At 61.6% G+C, this 22,532-nt stretch carries 18 protein-coding genes and 1 tRNA gene; 10 read left to right on the forward strand and 9 right to left on the reverse strand.

The window, feature by feature from the left end:
- Positions 1-51: 51 nt before the first annotated feature.
- The gene (locus tag METAC_RS22730; RefSeq protein WP_051335439.1) at positions 52-2,403 is read left to right on the forward strand and encodes a TonB-dependent siderophore receptor; all 2,352 of its coding nucleotides are present in this window, start codon (positions 52-54) and stop codon (positions 2,401-2,403) included.
- A gap of 2 nt (positions 2,404-2,405) precedes the next feature.
- Positions 2,406-3,683 carry a PepSY-associated TM helix domain-containing protein gene (locus METAC_RS22735; RefSeq protein ID WP_156898132.1) on the forward strand — a complete coding sequence of 426 codons (1,278 nt, stop codon included), beginning with the start codon at positions 2,406-2,408 and terminating at the stop codon, positions 3,681-3,683.
- Here the strand turns inward: METAC_RS22735 and METAC_RS25700 are convergent.
- The 6 genes from METAC_RS25700 to METAC_RS0107270 all read right to left on the reverse strand — a co-directional run bounded on the left by METAC_RS25700 (position 3,619) and on the right by METAC_RS0107270 (position 11,124).
- The gene (locus tag METAC_RS25700; protein ID WP_084143501.1) at positions 3,619-3,942 is read right to left on the reverse strand and encodes a rhodanese-like domain-containing protein; all 324 of its coding nucleotides are present in this window, start codon (positions 3,940-3,942) and stop codon (positions 3,619-3,621) included. The genes METAC_RS22735 and METAC_RS25700 overlap by 65 nt on opposite strands.
- A 114-nt stretch (positions 3,943-4,056) precedes the next feature.
- On the reverse strand, positions 4,057-4,686 hold the full coding sequence (gene mobA / locus METAC_RS0107250; protein ID WP_026606512.1) for a molybdenum cofactor guanylyltransferase MobA: 630 nt from the start codon (positions 4,684-4,686) through the stop codon (positions 4,057-4,059).
- Complete coding sequence (locus tag METAC_RS0107255) at positions 4,679-5,578, reverse strand: formate dehydrogenase accessory sulfurtransferase FdhD (protein ID WP_026606513.1); 900 nt, start codon at positions 5,576-5,578, stop codon at positions 4,679-4,681. Before METAC_RS0107255 ends, mobA begins: the two co-directional genes overlap by 8 nt.
- Positions 5,579-5,724: 146 nt before the next feature.
- Positions 5,725-8,493, reverse strand: coding sequence for a formate dehydrogenase subunit alpha (gene fdhF, locus METAC_RS0107260; protein WP_026606514.1), 2,769 nt, complete (start codon positions 8,491-8,493; stop codon positions 5,725-5,727).
- Positions 8,490-10,202 carry an NAD(P)H-dependent oxidoreductase subunit E gene (locus tag METAC_RS0107265; protein ID WP_026606515.1) on the reverse strand — a complete coding sequence of 571 codons (1,713 nt, stop codon included), beginning with the start codon at positions 10,200-10,202 and terminating at the stop codon, positions 8,490-8,492. The genes fdhF and METAC_RS0107265 overlap by 4 nt, the downstream gene beginning before the upstream one ends.
- 118 nt (positions 10,203-10,320) lie before the next feature.
- Positions 10,321-11,124, reverse strand: a complete 804-nt coding sequence (locus METAC_RS0107270) for a transporter (RefSeq protein WP_026606516.1) — start codon at positions 11,122-11,124, stop codon at positions 10,321-10,323.
- Positions 11,125-11,447: 323 nt separating this feature from the next.
- On the opposite strand from METAC_RS0107270, the gene METAC_RS0107275 reads away from it, so the two are divergent.
- The 7 genes from METAC_RS0107275 (at position 11,448) to METAC_RS0107305 (ending at position 17,613) form a co-directional block, all read left to right on the forward strand.
- Positions 11,448-12,332, forward strand: coding sequence for a TIGR01459 family HAD-type hydrolase (locus METAC_RS0107275; RefSeq protein ID WP_084143939.1), 885 nt, complete (start codon positions 11,448-11,450; stop codon positions 12,330-12,332).
- Between the two features lie 327 nt (positions 12,333-12,659).
- Complete coding sequence (locus METAC_RS0107280) at positions 12,660-13,646, forward strand: bifunctional riboflavin kinase/FAD synthetase (RefSeq protein ID WP_026606518.1); 987 nt, start codon at positions 12,660-12,662, stop codon at positions 13,644-13,646.
- A gap of 244 nt (positions 13,647-13,890) precedes the next feature.
- Positions 13,891-15,474: a 2-isopropylmalate synthase gene (locus tag METAC_RS0107285; RefSeq protein ID WP_026606519.1), complete on the forward strand. Its 1,584-nt coding sequence runs from the start codon at positions 13,891-13,893 to the stop codon at positions 15,472-15,474.
- Positions 15,475-15,665: 191 nt separating this feature from the next.
- Positions 15,666-15,741: transfer RNA gene (locus METAC_RS0107290), tRNA-Lys, on the forward strand.
- 261 nt (positions 15,742-16,002) lie between these two features.
- Positions 16,003-16,974 carry a radical SAM/SPASM domain-containing protein gene (locus METAC_RS0107295; RefSeq protein ID WP_156898133.1) on the forward strand — a complete coding sequence of 324 codons (972 nt, stop codon included), beginning with the start codon at positions 16,003-16,005 and terminating at the stop codon, positions 16,972-16,974.
- A gap of 36 nt (positions 16,975-17,010) precedes the next feature.
- The gene (locus tag METAC_RS26370) at positions 17,011-17,241 is read left to right on the forward strand and encodes a hypothetical protein (RefSeq protein ID WP_156898134.1); all 231 of its coding nucleotides are present in this window, start codon (positions 17,011-17,013) and stop codon (positions 17,239-17,241) included.
- 168 nt (positions 17,242-17,409) lie between these two features.
- Positions 17,410-17,613, forward strand: a complete 204-nt coding sequence (locus tag METAC_RS0107305; RefSeq protein ID WP_026606521.1) for a hypothetical protein — start codon at positions 17,410-17,412, stop codon at positions 17,611-17,613.
- Between the two features lie 323 nt (positions 17,614-17,936).
- Here METAC_RS0107305 and METAC_RS22740 read toward each other — a convergent pair whose 3' ends face one another.
- The 3 genes from METAC_RS22740 to METAC_RS0107325 all read right to left on the reverse strand — a co-directional run bounded on the left by METAC_RS22740 (position 17,937) and on the right by METAC_RS0107325 (position 20,937).
- The gene (locus METAC_RS22740; RefSeq protein WP_051335440.1) at positions 17,937-18,902 is read right to left on the reverse strand and encodes an aldo/keto reductase; all 966 of its coding nucleotides are present in this window, start codon (positions 18,900-18,902) and stop codon (positions 17,937-17,939) included.
- A gap of 279 nt (positions 18,903-19,181) precedes the next feature.
- Entirely contained in the window at positions 19,182-19,763 is a 582-nt protein-coding gene (locus METAC_RS0107320; protein WP_051335441.1) for an LbetaH domain-containing protein, read from the reverse strand.
- 4 nt (positions 19,764-19,767) lie between these two features.
- The gene (locus METAC_RS0107325) at positions 19,768-20,937 is read right to left on the reverse strand and encodes a glycosyltransferase (protein WP_245257439.1); all 1,170 of its coding nucleotides are present in this window, start codon (positions 20,935-20,937) and stop codon (positions 19,768-19,770) included.
- Positions 20,938-21,558: 621 nt separating this feature from the next.
- Here METAC_RS0107325 and METAC_RS0107330 point away from each other — a divergent pair.
- Positions 21,559-22,470, forward strand: a complete 912-nt coding sequence (locus METAC_RS0107330; RefSeq protein WP_036255374.1) for an SGNH/GDSL hydrolase family protein — start codon at positions 21,559-21,561, stop codon at positions 22,468-22,470.
- Positions 22,471-22,532: the final 62 nt, after the last annotated feature.

A 22,532-nucleotide genomic window follows, 5' to 3' on the forward strand; every position in this document is an offset into this window, starting at 1 on the left:
CGCCTTGCGACCGATCCGCGTTTCGGCGCACTAAGTTTAGGGGGAACCAAGATGAACAACGATGAACGCGCATCTTCTGCGAGGCACGCCGCCCTAGTCGGAACAACAAAAGCGCTTCGGAAAAGCGGCCTTTCAGCCTCAATTCTTGCAAGCCTCGCCTTAGGCGTCTCGACCTTCGCCTTGCGCGCGGCGGCGCAGGAGGCCCACGCCGGCGCGGACGTCGCCTTGCAGCCGATCGATGTCTCGGGAGGAACTCCGGCAAGCGCTGGTAGCGGAGAGGGCGCGGGCGCGCCCGGATGGCAAAGCCCGTCCGAGAAAATGGGCTATAGCGCGCCGCCTATCCTGACCACGACCACTAAGATCAACGTGCCGACTTTCGATCTGCCCATCGCGGTGCAATCCGTGCCCGAGCAGGTCATCGTCGACCAGAACGCCATAACCATACAAGACGCGCTCCAGAACGTCAGCGGCGTGCAGTCGAACAATAACAATATCGAAGGCTATGTCTTCAACATACGCGGCTTCAACAGCTTCAACGTGCTCCGCGACGGATTGCTGATCGGCGTCGCCATCCCGCAAGCCTATGACACCGCCAATCTGCAAAGCGTCGATGTTCTTAAGGGTCCGGCGTCATTCATCTTCGGCCGCGCCGATCCCGGCGGCGTCATTAATATGGTGACGAAAAAGCCTCTCGATACGCCCTATTACAGCGTCGAGCAGCAGATGGGCTCGTTCAACATGCTGCGCTCGGTATGGGATTTGACCGGCCCTGCGCAGATCCAAGGCATCACGGAGGGAGCCGTCAGCTACCGGTTTAGCGGCGCATATCAGGACGGCGGCCAATGGGTGGATTTCACCAACACCCGGAAACTTCTGCTGAGCCCGGCCATCACCTTCAAGCTCACGCCCTCGACAATACTCACCGTCGAGGGGCAATATACCCGCGAGGATGGCCGCAGCGATGTCGGCCAGCCGGCGCTCGGCGCCTATCCGGCCAATATTCCCGTCACCCGCTCCTTCCTCGAACCCAATGAGCCCTTGGACACGGTGCGTAGCTCGCTGATCAGCTACAATCTCCGACATGAGATCAATAATGATTGGGCGATCACCAATCGATTCCTCGCGGCGCGCGGCGTGATCGAAAAGACCGACATGACCGCCAATGATATGAGCACGACCTCTTGGTTCACCCTCGACCAAGGCGTCACCTATCAGAAATTGACGGGGACCAACTATTCGGCCAATCTCGACCTGACCGGCAAATTTTTCGTCGCCGGCTCCCGACATGACATCTTGATTGGAACTGACTATTTCTATCAATACTACAATTACGTACTATCCGGCGACGGGAACTATCCGATCAATATCTATAATCCGACTTATGGAACCGTGCCCTATTACGCTTTCGCCACCGCCGCCGCCAAGGCGTGGACCAACACGGCAGGCTTCACCATGTTCTCCTGCAGTCAGCAAAGGGACCTTGGCGTCTACGGACAAGATTCAATCACGCTCTTCGACAATCTCCATATCTTGATTGGCGGCCGCTACGATCTGGCCGACGTGCGGTCAGGGAATTCCACTAATTACAACGGCTCGGCGACTTTCGGCGAGGCTTATGAAAGATTCAATACAAACCCGCTACAGCACAATCAATTCCTCAGCCCGCGCTACGGCGTGAACTACCAGCCTGTGCCATGGATCGCCTTCTATGGCAGCTACACAAAATCCTTCGGTCAACCCAATGGCATATCCGACAATAATGAGCCGCTTCCACCGGAGATCGCCGAAGGATGGGAAGGCGGCGTCAAGACCGAGCTGCTCGACAAAAGGCTGACGACCACGCTCGCCTTTTTCACCATCACGAAATCGAATGTCCTCACGCCCGTCGATCCCAATGATCCGTACTCGCCGTCGCGCCCGATCGGCCTGGTCCGCAGCCAGGGCGTCGAACTCGACGCGCTTGGAAAGCTCACCGGCGAGCTCAGCGTCATCGGGAGCTATTCGCATATCGACGCAAAAGTGATCAAGGACAATGGGGGCCTGCTTGGACATACGCCGGCCAGCGTCGCGCCGAATTCGGGCAGCGTGTTTCTCGCCTATGAATTCGCGCCAGACAATATCCTTCACGGATGGCGCGCCGGCGGCGGCGTTTACGCCGTGGGACAAAGATGGGGAGACGACCAGAACGATTTCGTCCTACCAGCCTACGCCCGTCTAGACGCATTCGCCGCCTACAAGGCGACATTCGGCCCGACTCGCTGGACCGGCCAGATCAACATTCAAAATATAGCCAACACGACCTATTACACAGGCACGGACTTTTGGTACAATAACTCCCCGAGATTTGGAATTCACACTGGCGCGCCGCGGGCGATCACCGTGTCGCTCAAAGTGGAATATTAGGCGTGGCCCGACGCGTCCTTCTCCTGCTTCATCGCTGGGCGGGCCTAGCGATGACCTTGTTTCTGGTCATCGTCGGCCTAACCGGCAGCCTGCTCGCCTTCAACAGCGAGCTTGAGCGGCTCATCAGCCCGCAATTCTACGCGGCGGAGCGTCCGGACGCGCCCATGCTCGATCTGGCGACGCTTGCCGAACGCGCTGAAGCCCTCGCGCCGATGGCGCGCGCGCGAAGCGTGTCGCTTGCGGAGCCCGGCCAGGCCATGGTCTGGATGATCCCGCGCGCCGATCCAACAGGGGCCGAGCCCAAAGAACTGGGGTTCAACCAGCTTTTCCTGGATCCATGGACCGGCGCCGAACTGGGCCGACGCAGCTGGGCCGAGCTGTCGGAAGGTTGGACCAACCTGATGCCGTTCATCTACAAGCTGCATTTCGAGCTTGCGCTCGGCATGCCCGGCGTCTGGATCCTTGGGGTAGTGGCCCTTGTCTGGACGATTGATTGCTTCGTCGGCTTCTATCTCACGCTTCCAGCCGGCGGCGCGCTGTTTTGGCGGCGGTGGGGCCCGGCGTGGCTGATCCGCTTTCGCGGCGGCGCCTTTCGCCTCAATTTCGATCTGCACCGCGCGGGCGGACTATGGCTCTGGGCCGCCCTGCTCGTCTTCGCCTGGTCCAGCGTCTACATGAACCTATGGGACACGGTCTACACCTGGACCACAAAAGCCGCGCTCGACTACAGGCCGGTATGGGCAGAGCTACAAGACGCACCGAAGCCCTTGGAAAACCCGCGCCTCGGCTGGCGCGCCGCGCTAGCGGCTGGCGAAGGCCTGATGGCCGAGGAGGCGCAAAAACGCGGATTCGTCGTCGAACGGCCGTTCAGCCTCTCTTATGACGCGGGAAAAGGCGTTTACGTCTTTGAGGTCCGAAGCAGCCTCGACATCCGGGACAAGACCGGCCAGACGCAGATCTATCTCGACGGCGACACAGCCGCCTTGCGTCTCGTCGCGCTTCCAACTGGACAATATAGCGGCAATACAGTCACGAGCTGGCTCGCTGGGCTGCATATGGCGGCTGTCTTCGGCCTGCCCTGGCGCATTTTCGTTTGCGCGCTCGGGCTGGCGGTCGTCATGCTGTCCGTCACCGGCGTCTATATATGGCTCAAGAAACGACGCGCGCGCAGGCGCTCGGCGTCGCGCCGCGTCGTCGTGAAGCCGGCGGCGCGCGCTATATTTCCACCTTTTCGCCTGCCTTGGCCCAGCCGTCGAAGCCGCCTGGATAATGCGCCGTGACGTCGCCGCGGCCCGCCGCCTGCGCGAGCTCCAACGCTTTCAGCGAACGTCCGCCGGCGCGGCAGGAGAGGACCACACGCTTGCCGGGCTCTTTCGGCAAAATCGTGGGATCGAATTTTTGCAAAGGATTGAGCGTCGCGCCGGGAATGCGGCCGGCGGCGAATTCATTGGGCTCACGCACGTCGACGAGCAAGATAGAGCCGTCAGCGAGGCCCTGCTTCAATTCGTCGATCGTCACATTTTCAACTTTAGCAGCCATGCCTGAAAGTCCTGTTTTGATGAAGCTCGCGCCGGTTCAAGGCACGCAATCGCCATGCCTTTCTAGCCCGCTCCCCGGTAAAATCCATGGCTCATATGACAATTCTTCGGCAATTTACGCCGGGTCGCGGCTTCGCGCGACGGCGATCGCTTCGGCGGCCGAAAGATCGCTGGGTTCATTCGCATTGAAGAACGGATCGACGGGCGCGGCTGGCCAATCGGCGATGGCGAGGCGATAACGCGCAGTGAAGCGGTCAATCTTGCGCAGGTCTTCCTCGACCAGAGCCCGTCTCAAATCGGCTCTGAGCGAAACCGGCCAGAGCGCGACGACCGGATGGGCGACGCCGCCTGAACTCGCGCAGGCGATGTCCGCGCCCTCGCGCGCCCGCGCCTCGGCGAGTCGGGCGACGAGATCGCCGGGCAAAAATGGCGTGTCGGTCGGCGCGCTCAACCCATAAGCCACGTCTGGACGCTGCGCGGCGATCCAGTCAAGCCCGGCGAGAATCCCCGCGAGCGGGCCTTTGAACCCAGGCAGGTCGTCGGGAACGATCCGCAGGCCAAAATCCGCGAGCCGCGCCGGATCGCCATTGGCGTTGAGGACGAGCCCCGCACATTGCGGCGCCAGCGCCTCGATGACGCGGGCGAGAATGGTCTCGCCGCCGACCGTTCGCAAAGCCTTGTCGCCGCCACCCATGCGTCGCGCGAGTCCGCCGGCAAGCAATATGCCGATACAGGGCTCAATCATCGGCGCTGGCGCCTTTACGATGGGCGCGAGCGGATTCCTCGGCGACGTAGGCGAGATCCTGATCGAACACGATGCGCTCCTCGCCGGAAAGCGCGACGAAGCGCTTTCCGCGCGCGCGGCCGATCAAGGTCAATCCGGTCCGGCGCGCCAGCTCGACGCCGGAGGCGGTGAAGCCGGAGCGCGAGACGAGCACCGGAATGCCCATGCGCACCGTCTTGATGACCATTTCCGAAGTCAGCCGCCCTGTGGTGTAGAAGATCTTATTGGCGGGATCGATCTTGTTGACGAACATCCAGCCGGCGATCTTATCGACGGCGTTATGGCGCCCGACATCCTCCATATAGACCAGGGGACGGTCCGCCTCGCAGAGCACGCAGCCATGAATGGCCCCCGCCTCGAGATAGAGCGAGGGCGTCAGATTGATCACATGGGTCAGGCGATAGAGCCAGGAGGTGCGAATCTGCGCCGCCGGCAGCTTCACCTCCTCGATCGCCTCCATCAAATCGCCAAAGGTCGTGCCTTGCGCGCAGCCCGAGGTGAGCGTGCGCTTGCGCATCTTGTCTTCGTAATCCGTTCGTCGCGTCGTGCGCACGACGACGACGTCGAGCTCCTCGTCGAAATCGGCGCCAGTGACTTCATCATCAGGCCGCAACATCATCTGGTTCAGGAGATAGCCGACGCCGAGCAGGCCCGGATGATCGCCGATGGTCATCATCGTGACGATCTCCTGCGCGTTGAGATAGAGCGTCAGCGGCTTTTCCGAGACGACGCGCGTCCTGACCCGCGCGCCGGTCTGGTCGACGCCCTCGACCTCGCAGCTCAGCCGAGGATCCGCCGGATCAGGGCGAATGACATAGCTCGAAAAGACGTCGGCTTCCGCTAGCTCGGCCATATCGTCGGCGCCCTCTCTCAGAACGGGACGCGAAAAAGTCGAACCCAGCTTTTCGCGTAAAACCCCGCTCTCATTTCAGGACCCGACCGCTTGCTCTCGGCTGTTTCCCTCCAACAGCAAGCGATTCAGGCAGAGGCGGAAGGATCTTATTCCGCCGCTTCACGCGCTTCTGCGCGCGTCACCCTGACCGCGCAGAACTTGAACTCGGGGATTTTGCCGAATGGGTCCAAGGCCGGGTTGGTCAAAAGATTCGCCGCCGCCTCGGCGTAGCAGAAGGGCATGAAGACGAAATTCTCCGGCACGTCGCGATCCGAGCGGACCTTGATCTCGACGGCGCCGCGCCGCGTCTCGAGCCGGATGAAATCGCCGGGCCAGAGATTGAGCCGGCGCAGGTCCTTCGGCGACAGAAAGGCGACCGCCTCAGGCTCCAATGTGTCGAGCACATTGGCGCGCCGCGTCATCGAGCCCGTGTGCCAATGCTCGAGAAGCCGGCCGGTCGAAAGCACCATCGGATATTCGTCGTCCGGCAATTCGTCGGGCGGGACGACATTGGCGGGGACGATCTTGCCGCGCCCGGATTCAGTCGGAAAGCCGGTGGTGAAAATGATCTCATTGCCGGGCGCGTCCGCCGAATCCGCCGGATAGGTGACGGCGCCTTCGCGCTCCACACGCTCCCAGCTGATATTGGCGAGCGACGGCATGAGGCTCGCCATTTCAGTGTAGACCTCGGCGGGCCCTGGATAATTCCAATTGAGGCCCATGCGTTTGGCGATCTCCTGAATGATCCAGAGATCTTGGCGCGCGTCGCCGGGCGGCGACACGACCGGGCGGCCCATTTGCACCCGGCGGTCGGTGTTGGTGAAGGTGCCGAGCTTCTCGGCAAAGGCGGAAGCCGGCAGGATCACGTCGGCATGGAAGGCCGTCTCGGTGACGAAGAGATCCTGCACGACAAGATGATCGAGCTTGGCGAGCGCTTGCCTCGCATGCTGCAAATCGGGGTCCGACATGGCCGGATTCTCGCCCTCGACATACATGCCCGTGATCTCGCCGGCGTGGATCGCGTTCATGATCTCGACTACGGTCAGGCCGCGCTGCGGATCAATCTCCTGGCCCCAGACCTGCTCGAAAGCCTCGCGCAGATCTGTTCTCCCGACCGGCTGATAATCGGGCAGGAACATTGGGATGAGGCCGGCGTCCGAAGCGCCTTGCACATTGTTCTGGCCGCGCAGCGGATGCAGCCCCGTGCCAGGCCGCCCGATCTGGCCGGTGACGAGGGCGAGCGCGATCAGGCAGCGCGAATTATCCGTTCCATGGATGTGCTGGCTGATGCCCATGCCCCAGAAGATGATCGAGGATTTGGCCTTGGCGTAGAGGCGCGCGACCTCGCGCAGGGTCTCGGCCGGGATTCCGCAGATCGGGGCCATTTTCTCCGGCGTGAAATCAACGATGCGCGCCTTCAGCTCCTCGAAGCCTTCGGTGTAGCCGGCGATATATTGCTCGTCGGTGAGCCCCTCAGTGATGATTGTGTTCAACATCGCATTCAGCATGGCGACGTCGCTGCCCGGCTTGAAGGCGAGATGCTTATAGGCGTGGCGCGACAAGGTCTGCCCGCGCGGATCCATGACGATGAGCTTCGCGCCCTTCTGCGCCGCATTCTTGATGAAGGTCGCGGCGACCGGATGATTGACGGTCGGATTGGCGCCGATGACGATGATGACCTCGGCTTCGAGCGCCGCCGAGAAGGGCGCCGAGACCGCGCCGGAGTTCAGCCCCTCCATTAAGGCCGCGACCGACGAGGCGTGGCACAGCCTGGTGCAATGATCGACATTGTTGGAGCCGAAGCCGGTGCGGACCAGCTTTTGGAACAGATAGGCTTCCTCGTTCGAGCCCTTGGCCGAGCCAAAGCCCGCCAGTGCCTTCACGCCTTTCTCGTCCCTGATCTTGACGAGCCCCTTGGCGGCGACGTCGAGCGCCTCCTCCCAAGTGGCCTCGCGGAAATGGGTGAAAGGATTGGCCGGATCGACTTGATCGTTCGAATCCTTCTTCGCATTGGGCAGGCGGATGAGCGGCTTCGTCAGGCGGTGGGGATGGTGAATATAATCGAAGCCGAAGCGACCCTTGACGCAAAGGCGGTTTTGGTTCGCGGGACCATTGCGGCCTTCGGCGTAAATGATCTGCTCGTCCTTGACCTGGTAGCTCACCTGGCAGCCGACGCCGCAGAAGGGGCAAAGCGAATCGACGCTCCGGTCCGCATAGACGGTGCGGGTCTGATGCTCGTCGAGCAGCGCCGAAGGCATGAGCGCGCCAGTCGGGCAGGCCTGCACGCATTCGCCGCAGGCGACGCAGGAGGATTCGCCCATGGGATCGTCGAGATCGAAGACGATCTTGGCGTCATGATTGCGGTAGGCCATGCCGATGACGTCATTGACCTGCACTTCGCGGCAGCCGCGCATGCAGAGGCCGCATTGGATGCAGGCGTCGAGATTGACCCGCATCGCCGGATGGCTCGCGTCGCCGATCCAGCGCGCGGCGGCGGGAAAGCGGCTCGCGTGGACCTCGACCTTGTCAGCCCAATGCCAAAATTTCGAATCCGGATCATGCGAGGTCGCCCGCGCCGGCTGGTCTGCGACCAGAAGCTCGATGACCATTTTCCGCGCCTTGGCGGCGCGCTCGCTGGCCGTCTTCACCTTCATGCCGATGCTCGGCGTGCGCTTGCAGGAAGCGGCGAGCACCCGCTCGCCCTCAATCTCGACCATGCAGGCGCGGCAATTGCCGTCGGCGCGATAACCGGGCTCCGGCGAGTAGCACAGATGCGGGATGTCGGTCCCCATCCGCTGGGCGACCTGCCAAATCGTTTCGCCCGGCGCGGCCTCGGCTTGCCGTCCGTCGAGCTCGAAGCTGATCTTATCGGTCATTCCGCTGCTCCCTTGGGCGCGAATTCTTCAGGAAAGAATTTGATGACGGTCATCAAAGGATTGGAGGCGGCCTGCCCCAACCCGCAAATCGAGGCGTCGCGCATGGTCTGGCTCAACTCGCCGAGCAAGTCTTGATCCCACTCCTGCGCCTCCATAAGGGCGGCCGCCTTTTGCGTGCCGACGCGGCAGGGCGTGCATTGACCGCAGCTCTCATCCTCGAAGAAACGCATGAGGTTGAGCGCCGCGGATTTTATGTCGTCTTGTTGCGAGAGCACGATGACGGCGGCCGAGCCGATGAAGCAGCCGTATTTTTCCAGCGTGCCGAAATCGAGCGGAATATCGTCCATCGAAGCCGGCAAGATGCCGCCCGACGCTCCTCCGGGCAGATAGGCGCGGAATTCATGGCCCTCCGCCATGCCGCCGCAATATTCCTCGATCAGCTCGCGGATCGTGACCCCGGCGGGCGCGAGCTTCACGCCCGGCGACTTGACCCGACCTGAAACGGAATAGCTGCGCAGCCCATGGCGATCGTTGCGGCCCTGGCGCGTCCACCACTCGGCGCCCTTCTCGACAATGTCGCGCACCCAGAACAAGGTCTCGACATTGTTGATGAGCGTGGCGCGGCCGAAGAGCCCGACCTGGAACGGAAACGGCGGCTTGTGGCGCGGCAGGCCGCGCTTGCCCTCGAGGCTCTCGAGCATCGAGGATTCCTCGCCGCAAATATACGCGCCCGCGCCGCGCCGCAGATGGATTATCGGGTCGCCCGGAGGCAATTTAGCGATCTCGCGAAGCAGAATCTCCCGCGCCGCCGGATATTCGTCGCGCAGATAAATATAGATCTCCGGCGCCTCGACCACATGCGCACCGATCAGCGCGCCTTCGAGGAAGCGATGCGGATCGGATTCGAGATAGAAGCGATCCTTGAACGTTCCGGGCTCGCCTTCGTCGCCATTGACCGCCATGAGGCGGGGGCCCGGCTCGCCGAGCACCGAACGCCATTTGCGCGCGGTCGGAAAGCCCGCGCCGCCCAGGCCGCGCAAGCTCGCGCCGTCGAGCGCCTGCAATAGGCTTTCGCTGGTCAAGGCTCCGGACCGGAGCCGTTCGAGAAGCTTGTAGCCGCCTTTGGCGACGTAAGCCTCATAGTCGACATACTCGGGGATATGCAGATGCGTTTCACCCTGCTCCACCGCGGCGATGACGCGCTCAGGCGTCGCATGATCGACGAAATGATGCCCGACCTCAGCGACCGGGGCCGTGTCGCAGCGCCCGACGCAAGGAGCGCGCACGACGCGGACATGAGGACCGGCGCCCGAACGCACCGCATGAAGCAGCTTTTCGGCGCCGAAGAGAGCGCAGCTCAGGGAATCGCAGACGCGAATGGTCAGCGGCGGAACCGGCGGATCGTTTTCCTTCACGACGTCGAAATGGGCGTAGAAGGTCGCGGTCTCGAAGACCTCCGCCAGAGAAAGCTTCATCGCATCGGCGAGCGCGCCGAGATGAGCCGCGGAAATCTGGTGATATTTGTCTTGAATCAGATGGAGATGCTCGATCAAAAGATCGCGCTGGCGGGAGCGGTCGCCGAGGAGCGCCTCGATCTCCTCTTGCGCGATCGGATCGACCTGGCGGCCCTTCGGGATTGATTTGGCCCGCCTGACTCCCTCTCCCGGATGGTCGAAACGACGAACGATTTGATGATTGGCGCCTGCCATGCGGGGTTGTTTCCTTACCCAAAGACCTGAAGCCAAGGCTTCCATTTTGTCTTGTTAGTTTCAAGCAGACATATAGACAAGGCCGCCCCCGGTCTCAAGCAAAAGGCCGGCCAGCGAATTAAAACCGATACCAAAGCCCTGCAAAAGGCCCCAATTCACGGCCCGCGTTGACGCCCGCCACAGTTACGAACCCGCCCAATTGCACCGACCATTGCGGCGAAAGATCATAGACTAGGCTCGGCTGCAGCTTGTGCCAGGAGCCGTGCTTGAAGCCGCCGCCAGAACCTTTCGAAATCGAGCTGAAACTTTGCAGCAAGCCCAAAAGCTGCGGGAGCGGACGAAGGCCGAGCGTTAGATCCAAGCGATATTCTCCGGGCTGATTTTGGGCGTAGACCCGATAACCCGTCTGCACTTCGGCGAAGGCTGGGAGCCCCGCAAGGTCGAACGTGCGTCCGAGCATCAGCCGCAAGTCGAGGCCGCCCGCCCGCTTGGGCTGGGACGGCGCGAGCGTGTCGTTGAGCGAGGCGCCGGGGGTGCGCAGGCTCGCCTGAGCGGAGAAGGCCCAATTGTCTGAATGATAGAGGCCAAACCGCGCGCCGATCTCGCTTTCGCCGAGTCCGGCGTAAGACGCCGCGGGCGGCGGCTGTTTGATTTGGTCATAGGCCGGCGCGGCGATCACGGTCAGCCAATCGTTCACGCCATATTCGAGATAGGCTCCGAGCTCGAACTTGTCATAAGATGGAACAGGAATAAGCTTGCCTCGCGCGTCAAAGGCGCGGGTCGAGCCGGAGAAGGCCGTCGAGGCGATGATTTGCCCTTCCCCCGGCGGCATCAGCCACGCACCGGCAGAGGCTGCCTTTACGCCGGCGAAAGCCGCAATCAAGACGCAAGTGCAAAGCCGGGCGAGACGCAAGACACGCAACGAAACGCCCTTCCCACGCGATCAAGCGAAGCGGCGCGATCGACGCCGCGGCCATTGCGCCGCCAACGTCACGTTCTAGCCATAGTCCGCGACAACAGGCTTCGAATCAATGACATGATAAATATTAAAAATGATTGAGCCATATATGCCACACGGACCATCCGTTCGGCTTCGGAAGGCTTGACAGTCAGGCGCCAAACGCTCAAATCGATCTGCGGGGCAAATCCCCGACTTTCGGCGAGCCTCTTGATTTTACAGCTTTTTCTGATCTCCGCTCCGCCTCACCCCGGCCAGTCAGGCCGGCTGCAAGGATAAGCCCGACATTGCCGAGACTCATTCGAGGCCTAGCCGATCTCGCCGACGGCTATGACGTGATTTTGTGCGACATCTGGGGCGTCCTCCACAATGGCGCATCCTATTTCACAGCGGCCGCCGAGGCGCTGCGCCGCTTTCGCGCAAAGGGAGGCGCCGTCGCGCTCATCACCAATGCGCCGAACCCCAGCCGCCTTGTGCGAACCTATCTCGATGCGCTCGGCGTCCCGCCAGAGGCCTATGACGCCGTGATCTCATCGGGCGACGTCGCCGTCGGCCTGCTCATCGAGCGCGCTGGAACGCCGGTCTGCCATATTGGTCCCGCCTCCGAGACAGCCCTTTTCGACGAGGTTCTCGCAACGACCGGGCAAAGGCCGCGCATCGCCCCGCTCGAAGAAGCCGGAATCGTTCTCTGCACAGGCCTCGTCGATCCTGCGCGCGAGGCGCCTGCGGACTATGACGCACGGCTCGCGCTGATGCAGGCCCGCGGCCTCGACTTTATTTGCGCCAACCCGGACATCGTTGTCCAAAACGGCGACGCCCTGATCTATTGCGCGGGCGCGATCGCCGAGCGTTATGCCGCAATCGGCGGCAGGGTTATACAAGCGGGCAAGCCCCATGCGCCAATTTACGAGCGGGCGCTCGCGCGAGCCAAGGACCTTCGCGGCGGCGCGCTCGACCGCGCCCGCGTGCTGGCGATCGGCGACGCCATGCGGACCGACATCAAAGGCGCCTGCGACCAGGGACTGGACAGCCTTTTCGTAACTGCCGGAATTCATCGCCAGGAGCTGCATGGCGGGGCAGCCGACGCCGCTCTCGACGCGGCGGCCTTACGGCAGTTCACTGCCGCCGCGGGCTTTGCTCCGAACGCGGCGATCGCCGAACTCGCTTGGTAGCGAATGCATTCGGACGCGAAATCGCCCGAGAAAAATCGACGCCGGGCCGAGCGACGCGACGAGCGCTAGCCCTTGGAAAAGAGCCGCGCGATGCTTGACGCGACGCGCCCGCCGAGGCAGTTTCCCGCCCGATCTTCCCCTTAAAGCGCGCTCCGATCAGACGGAATCGTCCAATCGACAATAACGCGCTTCAGATCAACAAGTTGGAGCATGTTCTCGTGAGACGTCGGATATTCCGACGCCTAAATGCCGAAAAGCCGAGTAACTTTTTCGGAACATGCTCTAAAGGCGCCGCGGCCCTCTAGTCGCCACAGGTCACAGGTTCCATTGGCCGATCCATCCTCGACCGACGCATTCATCCTCGCCATCGATCCAGCGACGCCGCCGAAGGGCCTCGCCGGGGCCGTCGTCGCCATTGGCAATTTCGACGGCGTCCATCGCGGCCACCGGACGGTCGTCGCCCGGGCCGAGGCGCTGGCGCATCGCCTCGGGCGGCCTTGCGCCGTCCTCACCTTCGAGCCGCATCCGAGCGATTTCTTTCGCGGCCCGAACACGATCTTCCGCCTCACCCCTCCCGCCGCCAAAGCCAAGGCGTTCCGGCGCCTGGGCCTCGACGGCATGATCGTCATCAGCTTCGACGCGGCCCTGGCGCGGCTTTCGGCCGAGGATTTCGTCGCCGAGATCCTGGTTCGTCGCCTCGCCGTGGGCGCGGTCGTCGCCGGCTATGATTTCCATTTTGGCGCGGGACGCGCCGGCACGCCCGCCTTCCTGAAAGAGGCCGGCGCGAAACATGGCTTCGAGGTCGAGATCGTGGAGCGGGTCCCGGCCGCCCCCGGCGCGCCCGACGAGGCCGCCTCCTCGACAGCCACCCGGGCCGCGCTCGAAGCTGGCGACGTCGAAGGCGCGGCGCGCCGACTCGGGCGGCCCTATTCGATCATCGGCGCCGTGGTCGAAGGCCAAAAGCTCGGCCGCACGATCGGCTTTCCGACCGCCAATCTCAGGCCCGACCCGAGCTGCCGCCTGCGTCACGGCGTCTATGCGGTTAGGGTCGAGGCGGATGGAGAGCTGCATGACGGCGTCGCCAATTACGGACGAAGGCCGACAGTCGACGACGGCCCTCCCCTGCTCGAAGCCTTTCTCTTCGATTTTTCGGGCGATCTTTACGGCCGGACGATCGAAGTCTTTTTCTTCGGCTGGATTAGGGGCGAGACAAAATTCGCTTCAGTCGAGGCGCTCGCCGCGCAAATCAAGCAGGACCTCCTGAAGGCGCGGGAAATACTCGCCGTTTCGCCGAGCGGCGCGCCGGGCGCGTGAATGAAGCTTGAATTTGCGAGAGATTCGCTTTAAGTTTCCAATCAGTTCTTGATGTGAGACGCTCAGGTGTCCATCCGCTCCGACATGCCGAAGAGAATCGACGCTGGGCGACGCCCCGCGCGCGGCGGAGCTTTGCGCCTTCTTGGTTTGCTTCTGCTTATCCGCCCCTGAGGGCCGGCCGGGCTACGCCTGGGCGCTCAGGGGATGACGCAAGCTTGAACGCCACTCTCTTCGGACCGAAGCCATGACAAATTCCAGCACGACCCAGGGCGAAGCGGAATCGCGCCCGAATTCCGAATCCGTCTTTATTTTCGACACGACTTTGCGCGACGGCGAGCAATCGCCCGGCGCCTCGATGAGCTTCGAGGAAAAGCTCGAGGTCGCCGATCTCCTCGACGCCATGGGCGTCGATATGATCGAGGCGGGCTTTCCCGTGACCTCCGAGGGCGATTTCGAGGCGGTCTCGGCCATCGCCAAACGGATGAAGCAGGCGGGCGTCGCCGGTCTCGCGCGCGCCGCGGCCAAGGACATCGACCGCTGCGCCGAGGCCGTCCGCCATGCGCGCCGCCCCCGCATCCATCTCTTCATCTCGACCTCGCCCCTGCATATGAAATACAAGCTCCAGAAGGAGCCGGCGCAGGTCCTGGAGATGATCACGACGAGCGTGACGCGGGCGCGCAATCTCGTTGACGACGTCGAATGGTCGGCCGAAGACGGGACCCGGACGGAAATTGATTTCCTCTGCCGCTGCGTCGACGCCGCGATCAAAGCCGGCGCGACGACGATCAATATTCCCGACACGGTCGGCTATGCGGTGCCGGACGAATATCAGGCCTTGTTCGAGACGGTGCGGGCGCGCGTCGCCAATTCTGACAAGGCGGTGTTCTCGGTCCATTGCCATAATGACCTCGGCCTCGCCGTAGCCAATACGCTCGCCGGCATCAAGGGCGGCGCGCGCCAAGTCGAATGCACCATCAACGGGCTCGGCGAAAGGGCCGGCAACGCCGCCATGGAAGAAGTGGTGATGGCCTTGCGTGTGCGCGGCGACGCAATGGCCTATCACACCAACATCGACGCAACGATGTTGACTCGAGCGTCGAAGCTCGTCTCGGCGGTCAGCTCCTTCCCGGTGCAATACAATAAGGCGATCGTCGGGCGGAACGCTTTCGCGCATGAGAGCGGCATCCACCAGGACGGCATGTTGAAGAATGCGCAGACCTACGAGATCATGACCCCCGAAAGCGTCGGGGTGAGCAAGACCTCGCTCGTCATGGGCAAGCATTCCGGCCGACACGCCTTCAAGGAGAAGCTGAAGGAGCTCGGCTATGAGCTCGGCGACAATGCGCTCGAGGATTCCTTCACGCGGTTCAAGGATCTCGCCGACCGCAAGAAGATCGTTTATGATGAGGATCTCGTCGCCCTCGTCGATGATGAGATCGTCAATGCGCATGATCGCATCAAGCTCGTCGCCTTGACGGTGATCGCGGGCACCAACGGCCCGCAATCGGCCGCCTTGACGCTCGAGATCGACGGCGAGCGCAAGACCCATCAGGCGACCGGCAATGGTCCGGTGGACGCGATCTTCAACGCCATTCTCGCGCTGGCGCCGCATCACGCGACGCTTGAGCTGTTCCAGGTTCACGCCGTCACCCATGGGACCGACGCGCAGGCCGAGGTCTCCGTGCGGCTTTCCGAGGACGGCAAGTCGGTCATCGCGAGAGGCGCCGACCCTGACACCTTGGTCGCCGCAGCGCGGGCCTATATCGCCGCGCTGAACAAGCTCATGGTCAAGCGCGGCCGGTCGCGGCCTGACGCTTTGGCGGGATGACGCGACGACGACAGGAAGCGCTGGACAGGGCGAGGCGCGTTTGCTAGAGGAAGCTCCACTTCGGACGACGCTTTCTCGCCTTCGAGAAACGAAACGCTGGAGAGCGGTGAACGGCCTCGCTGCGAGGCCCAGGCTTTACTTGGCGGAGCCAATTCAGCGTCTTTCCAGCGCCTATCGTCGATGATTTTGATGGGCGCATAGCTCAGTTGGTAGAGCAGCTGACTCTTAATCAGCGGGTCCAAGGTTCGAGCCCTTGTGCGCCCACCATCAAAATCAATAGGTTAAGCGTCTCTTCTAATTAGCTTTGGAGCCCAGAAACGTACTGCGGGCAGCCCTACGGGTAGCGGTACATCTGACCTTTGCGGTTTCCTTTGTCGAAAGACTCCTGGCGATCTTGCCGAGCGCAAAGCCGCCGGCGTTGCGGACCGATGCCGGTGAGAGTGACCCCCTAAAAACATATGGACCTTTTGCGAAAGCTCCCAGAAAATGGGGTTGAGTTAAGCTTTCGTGCGAAAGGCAACTGTGCGGATGTTGGATTGGATCACTCGTAAGAAAAAAAGAAGACAGGGGTCGCCGGCATCCGTGCCAATAAAGGCAGAGTCCAGTCCTCAAGCCTTTTACGAAGAGCAACGTCGCGGTTATGAAGCCTATCTAGCAACATACATGGATGACCGCTTTATGCGATCGCCGCGGGTCCTCTCCATAGAGACCTATGTCAAATGCAACGCGACTTGCGAATTCTGCCCCTATCCTACGTCTGATCGGATTGGCCAGAAACTCGACACCGGCATCATCCACAAGATCATCGACGATATCGCTTCTTCAGACGTCCATCCCGAGTTTTTCATCCCGTCGCGCATTAACGAACCTATGTTCGACCATCGGATGTACGCGATTTTTGAATACGTGGCGACGAAGCTTCCTCGCACGCCAATTGGTCATTTCACGAATGGAACGACGCTGAGCAAGGGCCATATCGAACGCCTATGTTCGACGCCAAATCTCGGTTTTATCAATGTCTCCCTGAATTCCCATGACCCGGCGGAACACCAGCGGCTAATGGGCCTCAGCTTTGAACTCGTGATAAAAAATTTGAAGGCGCTGCACCACGTTTACGAAGCCCGCAACTTCAAATTTCCAGTCAATCTGACAAGAGTCGGCGATGGAACTACCCGAGACACCGACTTTCTACGCTGGTGCAGGTCTGTTTTCCCCCTTTTTCATCCAACGTGCAGACCTCGTTTCGACTGGCTAGGCAAGACCCACTCGATGGATGTGGGCCGCGCTCCTCCTGGATGCACGCAGTGGTTTGCACTCAATTTCCTTGCGAATGGTCGCGAGGCCCTTTGCTGCATCGATGATGACGGCCGCTTCGGAACGGGCGACGCTCATCATCAAAACGCGCTTGATGTCTATAACCATCCTATACGGCTGGCTCTGCGGGAAAAAAAACTCAGATCTCTTCACCCCGCCTGCGCAGCGTGCGACGCATCCATCTGACGCGTCGCCACCCTGCGCAGCCCATCAAGAGCCTAGATGGCTCAAGTCTTGAACCCGATGACGACGGATCGCCGATTAGGGTTCAGTACTTCGACGAGATGGAGCGCCCTGCCCCTCGTGCAATTTGACCAATTTGTCGATGGGGTTGTCGGCGATCTCGCGGCGATGCGCGAGATAGTGCTTCAGGATCGTCTGAATGCTCTGCACGGAATGGCCGCGGTGAGCTGGCGATCAATATGGGTGCAGCCGGCCGCGCAAGCCAGGTGAGGGATGTATGTATCGCGGAGGTCCCGGTCGCGAGCGTCGGCGAGGCTTGCAAGCTCTTTGGCGGCGGTGGCGCGTTTGTTGCTTTCTCTATGGCGTATTTATTGCTTGAAAAACCCGTCAACAGTCGAGCTTGGCGGCTTTCGCGGCCGCGCATTGGAGAAGGAAAAAATGAGCTTGCAAGACGGCGAGGAAGTTATTTTGACGAAATTGCCGAGCGGCAAATGGGCCCCTCTGCTCCGGTTGAACGGCCACGAAGAGCCCTTCAGCTTGGGACGTGAATTCAAAACCGAAGAAATCGCCGAAGGATGGCTCGACACGACCGAGGCCAATAATCTGATCGATCAGTTCGTCACGAAATATCGCAAGGCCTGACTTTCGCGGTCCTCGTCGGAATAAGGAGGTTTCATTGGACCTCCTTCGCATCTTCCCGCGAGGCCGCGACTCGACTGGTTCGCACCCTCGACATTGCAGATGAGCCGACAATGAGGCTTATCGGCCCGACGCAGGGCGAAATCACGACAGTTCGACCGGGCGATTTAGTCCGGTTCGGAGCGATCCCGACAAACCTAAATCGGTCGACGTCCGCTCGCCGACGCGCGCGTCTCATGTCGTTCAGAGCGACGATTAAGTCTGACCGAGGAACGCGCCGTCGCCAATGCGCAAAGCAGCGACCAGGATGGCGGGCTCACTCAAAATCAAGAGCGCCCTTCGACAATATATTTCACGACGAAGGGCGCGACATCGTCGCGCGGCGGATTTGACGCGCGCGCGCAATTTAGCTCGATATGAGTCAGATTGCTCATCGACGCGAGGACCACGCCATCCGGATTATTGGCGAAAGCATAGTCGAGCAGCAGTTCGTTCACGAGATAAGGCGGCCCGTAGCCCAATTGAGACGCTAGCGCCGCCAAGCGGCCTCCGTCCGAACCGAGAAGACGCAGAACGCGGTCGAAGACGCCGCCGCCAAATATGCCATGGGTCACAAAAGTCGGGCGCGCGCCTCCGGCGATCGCGGCTCGGAGACGATCCGCAGCCTGCTCGAATGGACTGTCTCTGAATTGCGCGATCTGAAAGAGATCGGATGCCGCCGCGCCGGCGACGATCGCCTCGGGCGCCCCGGAGATGGCGACTGCGCGCGCATAGCCCTTGTCGAGAATGCGCCGCAGGGCCTTCTGCATGGCGTCGCTGACGCAGTCCTCAGGGCTCGGATCATCCAGAACCAGAACGTCTACATGATCGGTCCGCAACCGGGCCAGGCTCTCGGCGAGCGAAGCCTCGATCTCATCCGCTTCGAGCGGTGGACGCAAGGACGCCGTTCTGGTCAAAGGGAATTCGCCCAAAAACTCCGGGAACAATCTGGCCAAGCGGCGAGCCAAGGGCCGCAGCAGCCGCGCGGCAGGTGAGATACTCACCAGACGCCGTCCAATCTTAAGCGAAAGAACGACCCGGTCCCGCCTTCCGATCAAAAACCGCCCCAATATGGCCTCGGCCTCTCCGTCGCCATATTCGGGCGCGACGTCAAACCAGTCGACTCCGCGCTCAAAGGCCGCCGCCAGCGCGCGCCGACCTTGCGCTTCCGAGACTCGCGACCCGAGCGAAGCGCAACCGAAGCCAAGCGTCGAGACCTTTCGGCCAAGCCCCGGGCATTCGACAGTTCTCATGCGAACACCTCTGTTCTACGAAGCGACGCTCTTTTTGTTCTTCCGCGAAGCAACGGCCTTTTTGTCATCGTACAAGCGAGAAACGAAAAAGGAAAAGCAGAATCCGAATGGCTCGCCCACCTGACGTGGCCCACGCGCGCCGACGCGGACCATATGCCGCGTCTTACGAACCAATCCGATGCGTCGGGAGCGCGACACGACGGCAAGGGCCAAAGCGCCGCGCGGGGACCAAGCGGCGAAAGCATGTCGATTGAAAATGGCGGTCTCAGATGAAAAATATCAGCCGCGATCAGGGATGGGAAAACGGATTTTGCGTTGCTTGATCTCACGCGCGGGATTGCCGGCGTAGACCGTCCAAGCCGCAAGGTCGCGGAAGACGCAGCCGCGCGCTCCCAGAACGGCGCCCTCGCCGATCGTCACTCCAGGACCGACGAAACATTCCGCGGCGACCCAGGCGCGCGGGCCAATGACGATCGGTCGGGCGACCGTCTGGAAATTGACGTCCTCTATGTCATGCCCGGCCGTGCAAAGATGGCTTCCCTGAGACACGATCGCATATTCGCGCAAAGTGATCTTTTCGACGCAATAAGCGTTCGCATGAGGCCCGAGCAAGGCGTGTCGCTCAAGCTCCAAATGCGGCGGATACCATATGGTGACGCTGCTGTAGACAAACGAGTCGGGCGCGACCTTCGCGCCGAAAAGGCGGAGCAGAAAAAGTCTCCAGCGGTTGAAAAAAGGCGGCGTCCAGGAGGCGAGAAGCGCCCAGGTCAGGATCCAGGCCGCGCGAAAGGCGCGATTGGCGAGCGAGTAAGTCGGCCCGCCTTCGGTCGGCTTGGTCAGGCTCGCGTCGAGTATTTCCATCGTCTCAACTCGTTCTCAAGATTTCGATGAGTTTTGGGGCGAAGGCGCCGATGTCGAATTTCTCGACGAAGCCTTGCCGCGCGCGTTGGCCCATGGCCGCCCGCTCCTCGGCCGAAAGCGCCAGGAACCGCTCCAGCAGGCGGATGATCCCGGCCCGATCGTCGCGCTCGACGAACCCCGCAGCGCTCTCGTCCACCTCACGCCAAGTCGCCACCTTGGTCGTCGTCAGGACCGGCTTGCCGCAGGCCATCGCCTCCGCCACCACGATCCCGAAATTCTCCTGATGCGACGGCAAAACAAAGGCCCGGGTCGCGTGAAACGCGCCCCATTTCAGATCGCCCTTCAGCATGCCCGGCCAATGCACCCGATCCGAAATCCCCCGCGCCGCCGCCAGATCCTGAAGCTTTTGCCCCCAGCCGACCGAATCCGGCCCCGCCATCACGAGGTCGAGCCCGGGCTCGCGCGCCGCAACCTCGGCGAAGGCCTCGATCAGAAGATCGCAGCCTTTCTTCGGATGGATCCGGCTCAGGAAAAGAAGAAAATCCCGCTCGCCCAGGCGCGGAAGCAGGCTGCGGAACTGCGCCGCCTGCGCCGCCGGATCGCCCGCGACGTCGATGATCCCGTAAGGCGCCACTTGATCGCGTCCCCGATAGGGCCAAAACGAATGGCGCGCCAGCTGCCGCTCCTCCTCCGTCACGAACATCACCCGCGCGGCGTTGGCGATCAGCGGGCCTTCGCTGAACCACCATAAAACCTGCTTCGCCAGGCGCTTCACCGGCTGGATCTTGTTGAAATAAGGGTCGAGCATCCCATGCGGATAGACGAAATAGCGTGCGTCCAGCTTGGATAGCGCCCGCCACGCCCCGAAGGACGAGTAGTTCCACAGCCCGTTCACGACGATCGCGTCATAGCGCCGCGCGTTCTCCCGCAGCCAGGGCACGAAATGCGGCGTGTAGCCGTAGCGAAGCCAGGGTAGCCGCTTGCGCCATTTGGGATAAGAGCGATGCGCGATCCCCATCGGATGGACCGGCAGCGGACAAGACTTCACCCAAGGATCGTCCGGCGAATCCAAAGACAGGATCTCCCGATCGCACCCCTGCTCCCGCAAAATCCCCGCCGAGGTCATGATCCCCTCAATCGGGCCGCCGAATTCAGGGTTAACTGTCAATATCACATGCAATATAATCATCGAACTTCGAGGCTCATCCGTAGCAGGGTTCCAGGAGACGCCGATGAAGCCTTCGCTCGTCTCCCATTCAAGCTTATCAAGTTCATTTGAGCGCGCTCAAGACGGCTCCTGAGGATCAACGCCGCGCCGACTCGCCTCTCTCCTTGCTGCGTCAAGGGGATATGAATTACGCCGCTCAAATTACAACAATTTGATCCGAAAAAGGAAGCGTCACCCGTAAGTCCGGCAATTTAATTATATCTATATGGCGGATCCATCGAATTTTTCGTATTTTGAACTATTCAACGCTGACATTTCCGCCACAAAACTTCGTCACTCTTGCTTCCATCAGCAGGTCCCGAATAGGCATAGACACGCAGCGTGTCACTGTCATTTCACGGCCCGGATCAATGGATTCGTTCAACGGCGGCGGACCACAGCGCATCCTATTCGTCGGATAATCGGGTTTCCCGAGGACAATGATGTTTCCGATGGTCTCACCGAGGTTTCGCTCCGGCCGCCCTGAAACGGGCCGGGCGGCGCTGCGAGATCGGCCTGCGGCCATCGGCGCTGCGGGCGAGGATCGGCGTTGCAATGTTTCTCTCTGCGCGGACATAGGAAACAACCATGGATTTCGGCCGAGGCCTAATATCAAGCTTGAGGCTTTCGAGCTTCGTTCTCATCGCGGCCTTTTCCGGCGGCGCGGCGCCCTCGCCCGCCGCTCCGTCCAGCGGCGGCGCCTGCATTTGGGCGCTCGGCGACAGCTTGACTTTGGGATACCAGGTTGAGCTCGCGAAAATACTCCCTGACAGGCGCGTCGTCGGAGGCGGCTTCGGCGCGCAGACCTCCACTCAAATCGCCGCGCGCGCCGGCGCCATAAAGACACACGCCACCATCGCCGGCGGCCGCATTTCGGCCACCGGCCCCTCGACAGTGACGACGATCGCGCCGCGCGTGATCTCGAGCTCCGCCAAGTCCGACGAGATCGCGGGCGCGCTCGCCGGCAGGCCCGGCAAGTTGACTCGCGACGCCGCCGATAGCTATTTATTCTGGCCTGCTCCGATGGAAAGCGACTCCGAGGCGCCTCCGAACAGCGATTTTATTCCGGACACGCGCGACGCCCGAGATTGCGTGCTTATTCTTTGGGCCGGTCAGAATAACATGCCGGCCTTGGCTCAAGTCCTGGCGGATACGGACGCGATCCTTGCGCCCTATGTGCGCGGAAAGAAGCCGTTTCTCGTCATAGGCGCGCTCAATTCCGAAAGGGAAATCGACGGCTCCCCGATGTTCCGCTTGAAAATGCAGCTGAGCCAAACCTTGGCGCAGAGATATGGGAACAATTACATAGATATCCGCGGCTATCTCGTGAGCCGGGCCTTGCAGGACCTCAATCTGCCCGCCGATCCAGGCGATCAGGCGGATGTCGCGAATGGGGTTGTTCCTCGCGCTCTTCGGCGCGACGGACTTCACCCGAACGAGAGCGGAAACCGCGCGATCGCACGCTATCTTGCAGCAGCGATCAAGGAACGAGGCTGGTAGTCGAAGCGCGATGACGCTGTCGCCGGGCGGGGCGAGGCGGTTTTTTTTCGGAGGAGCATCGC

The organism is Methylocapsa acidiphila B2 (assembly GCF_000427445.1).
In the GTDB taxonomy this organism is placed as follows: domain Bacteria; phylum Pseudomonadota; class Alphaproteobacteria; order Rhizobiales; family Beijerinckiaceae; genus Methylocapsa; species Methylocapsa acidiphila.

Coding starts and splice junctions, on each gene's coding strand:
- METAC_RS0107295 (WP_156898133.1), top strand. CDS start 16,003: ATGTTGGATTGGATCACTCGTAAGAAAAAAAGAAGACAGGGGTCGCCG.
- METAC_RS0107255 (WP_026606513.1), bottom strand. CDS start 5,578: ATGGCCGAGCTAGCGGAAGCCGACGTCTTTTCGAGCTATGTCATTCGC.
- METAC_RS26370 (WP_156898134.1), top strand. CDS start 17,011: ATGGCTCAAGTCTTGAACCCGATGACGACGGATCGCCGATTAGGGTTC.
- METAC_RS0107265 (WP_026606515.1), bottom strand. CDS start 10,202: ATGGCAGGCGCCAATCATCAAATCGTTCGTCGTTTCGACCATCCGGGA.
- METAC_RS22740 (WP_051335440.1), bottom strand. CDS start 18,902: ATGAGAACTGTCGAATGCCCGGGGCTTGGCCGAAAGGTCTCGACGCTT.
- METAC_RS0107320 (WP_051335441.1), bottom strand. CDS start 19,763: ATGGAAATACTCGACGCGAGCCTGACCAAGCCGACCGAAGGCGGGCCG.
- METAC_RS0107285 (WP_026606519.1), top strand. CDS start 13,891: ATGACAAATTCCAGCACGACCCAGGGCGAAGCGGAATCGCGCCCGAAT.
- METAC_RS0107305 (WP_026606521.1), top strand. CDS start 17,410: ATGAGCTTGCAAGACGGCGAGGAAGTTATTTTGACGAAATTGCCGAGC.
- mobA (WP_026606512.1), bottom strand. CDS start 4,686: ATGATTGAGCCCTGTATCGGCATATTGCTTGCCGGCGGACTCGCGCGA.
- fdhF (WP_026606514.1), bottom strand. CDS start 8,493: ATGACCGATAAGATCAGCTTCGAGCTCGACGGACGGCAAGCCGAGGCC.
- METAC_RS0107330 (WP_036255374.1), top strand. CDS start 21,559: ATGGATTTCGGCCGAGGCCTAATATCAAGCTTGAGGCTTTCGAGCTTC.
- METAC_RS25700 (WP_084143501.1), bottom strand. CDS start 3,942: ATGGCTGCTAAAGTTGAAAATGTGACGATCGACGAATTGAAGCAGGGC.
- METAC_RS22730 (WP_051335439.1), top strand. CDS start 52: ATGAACAACGATGAACGCGCATCTTCTGCGAGGCACGCCGCCCTAGTC.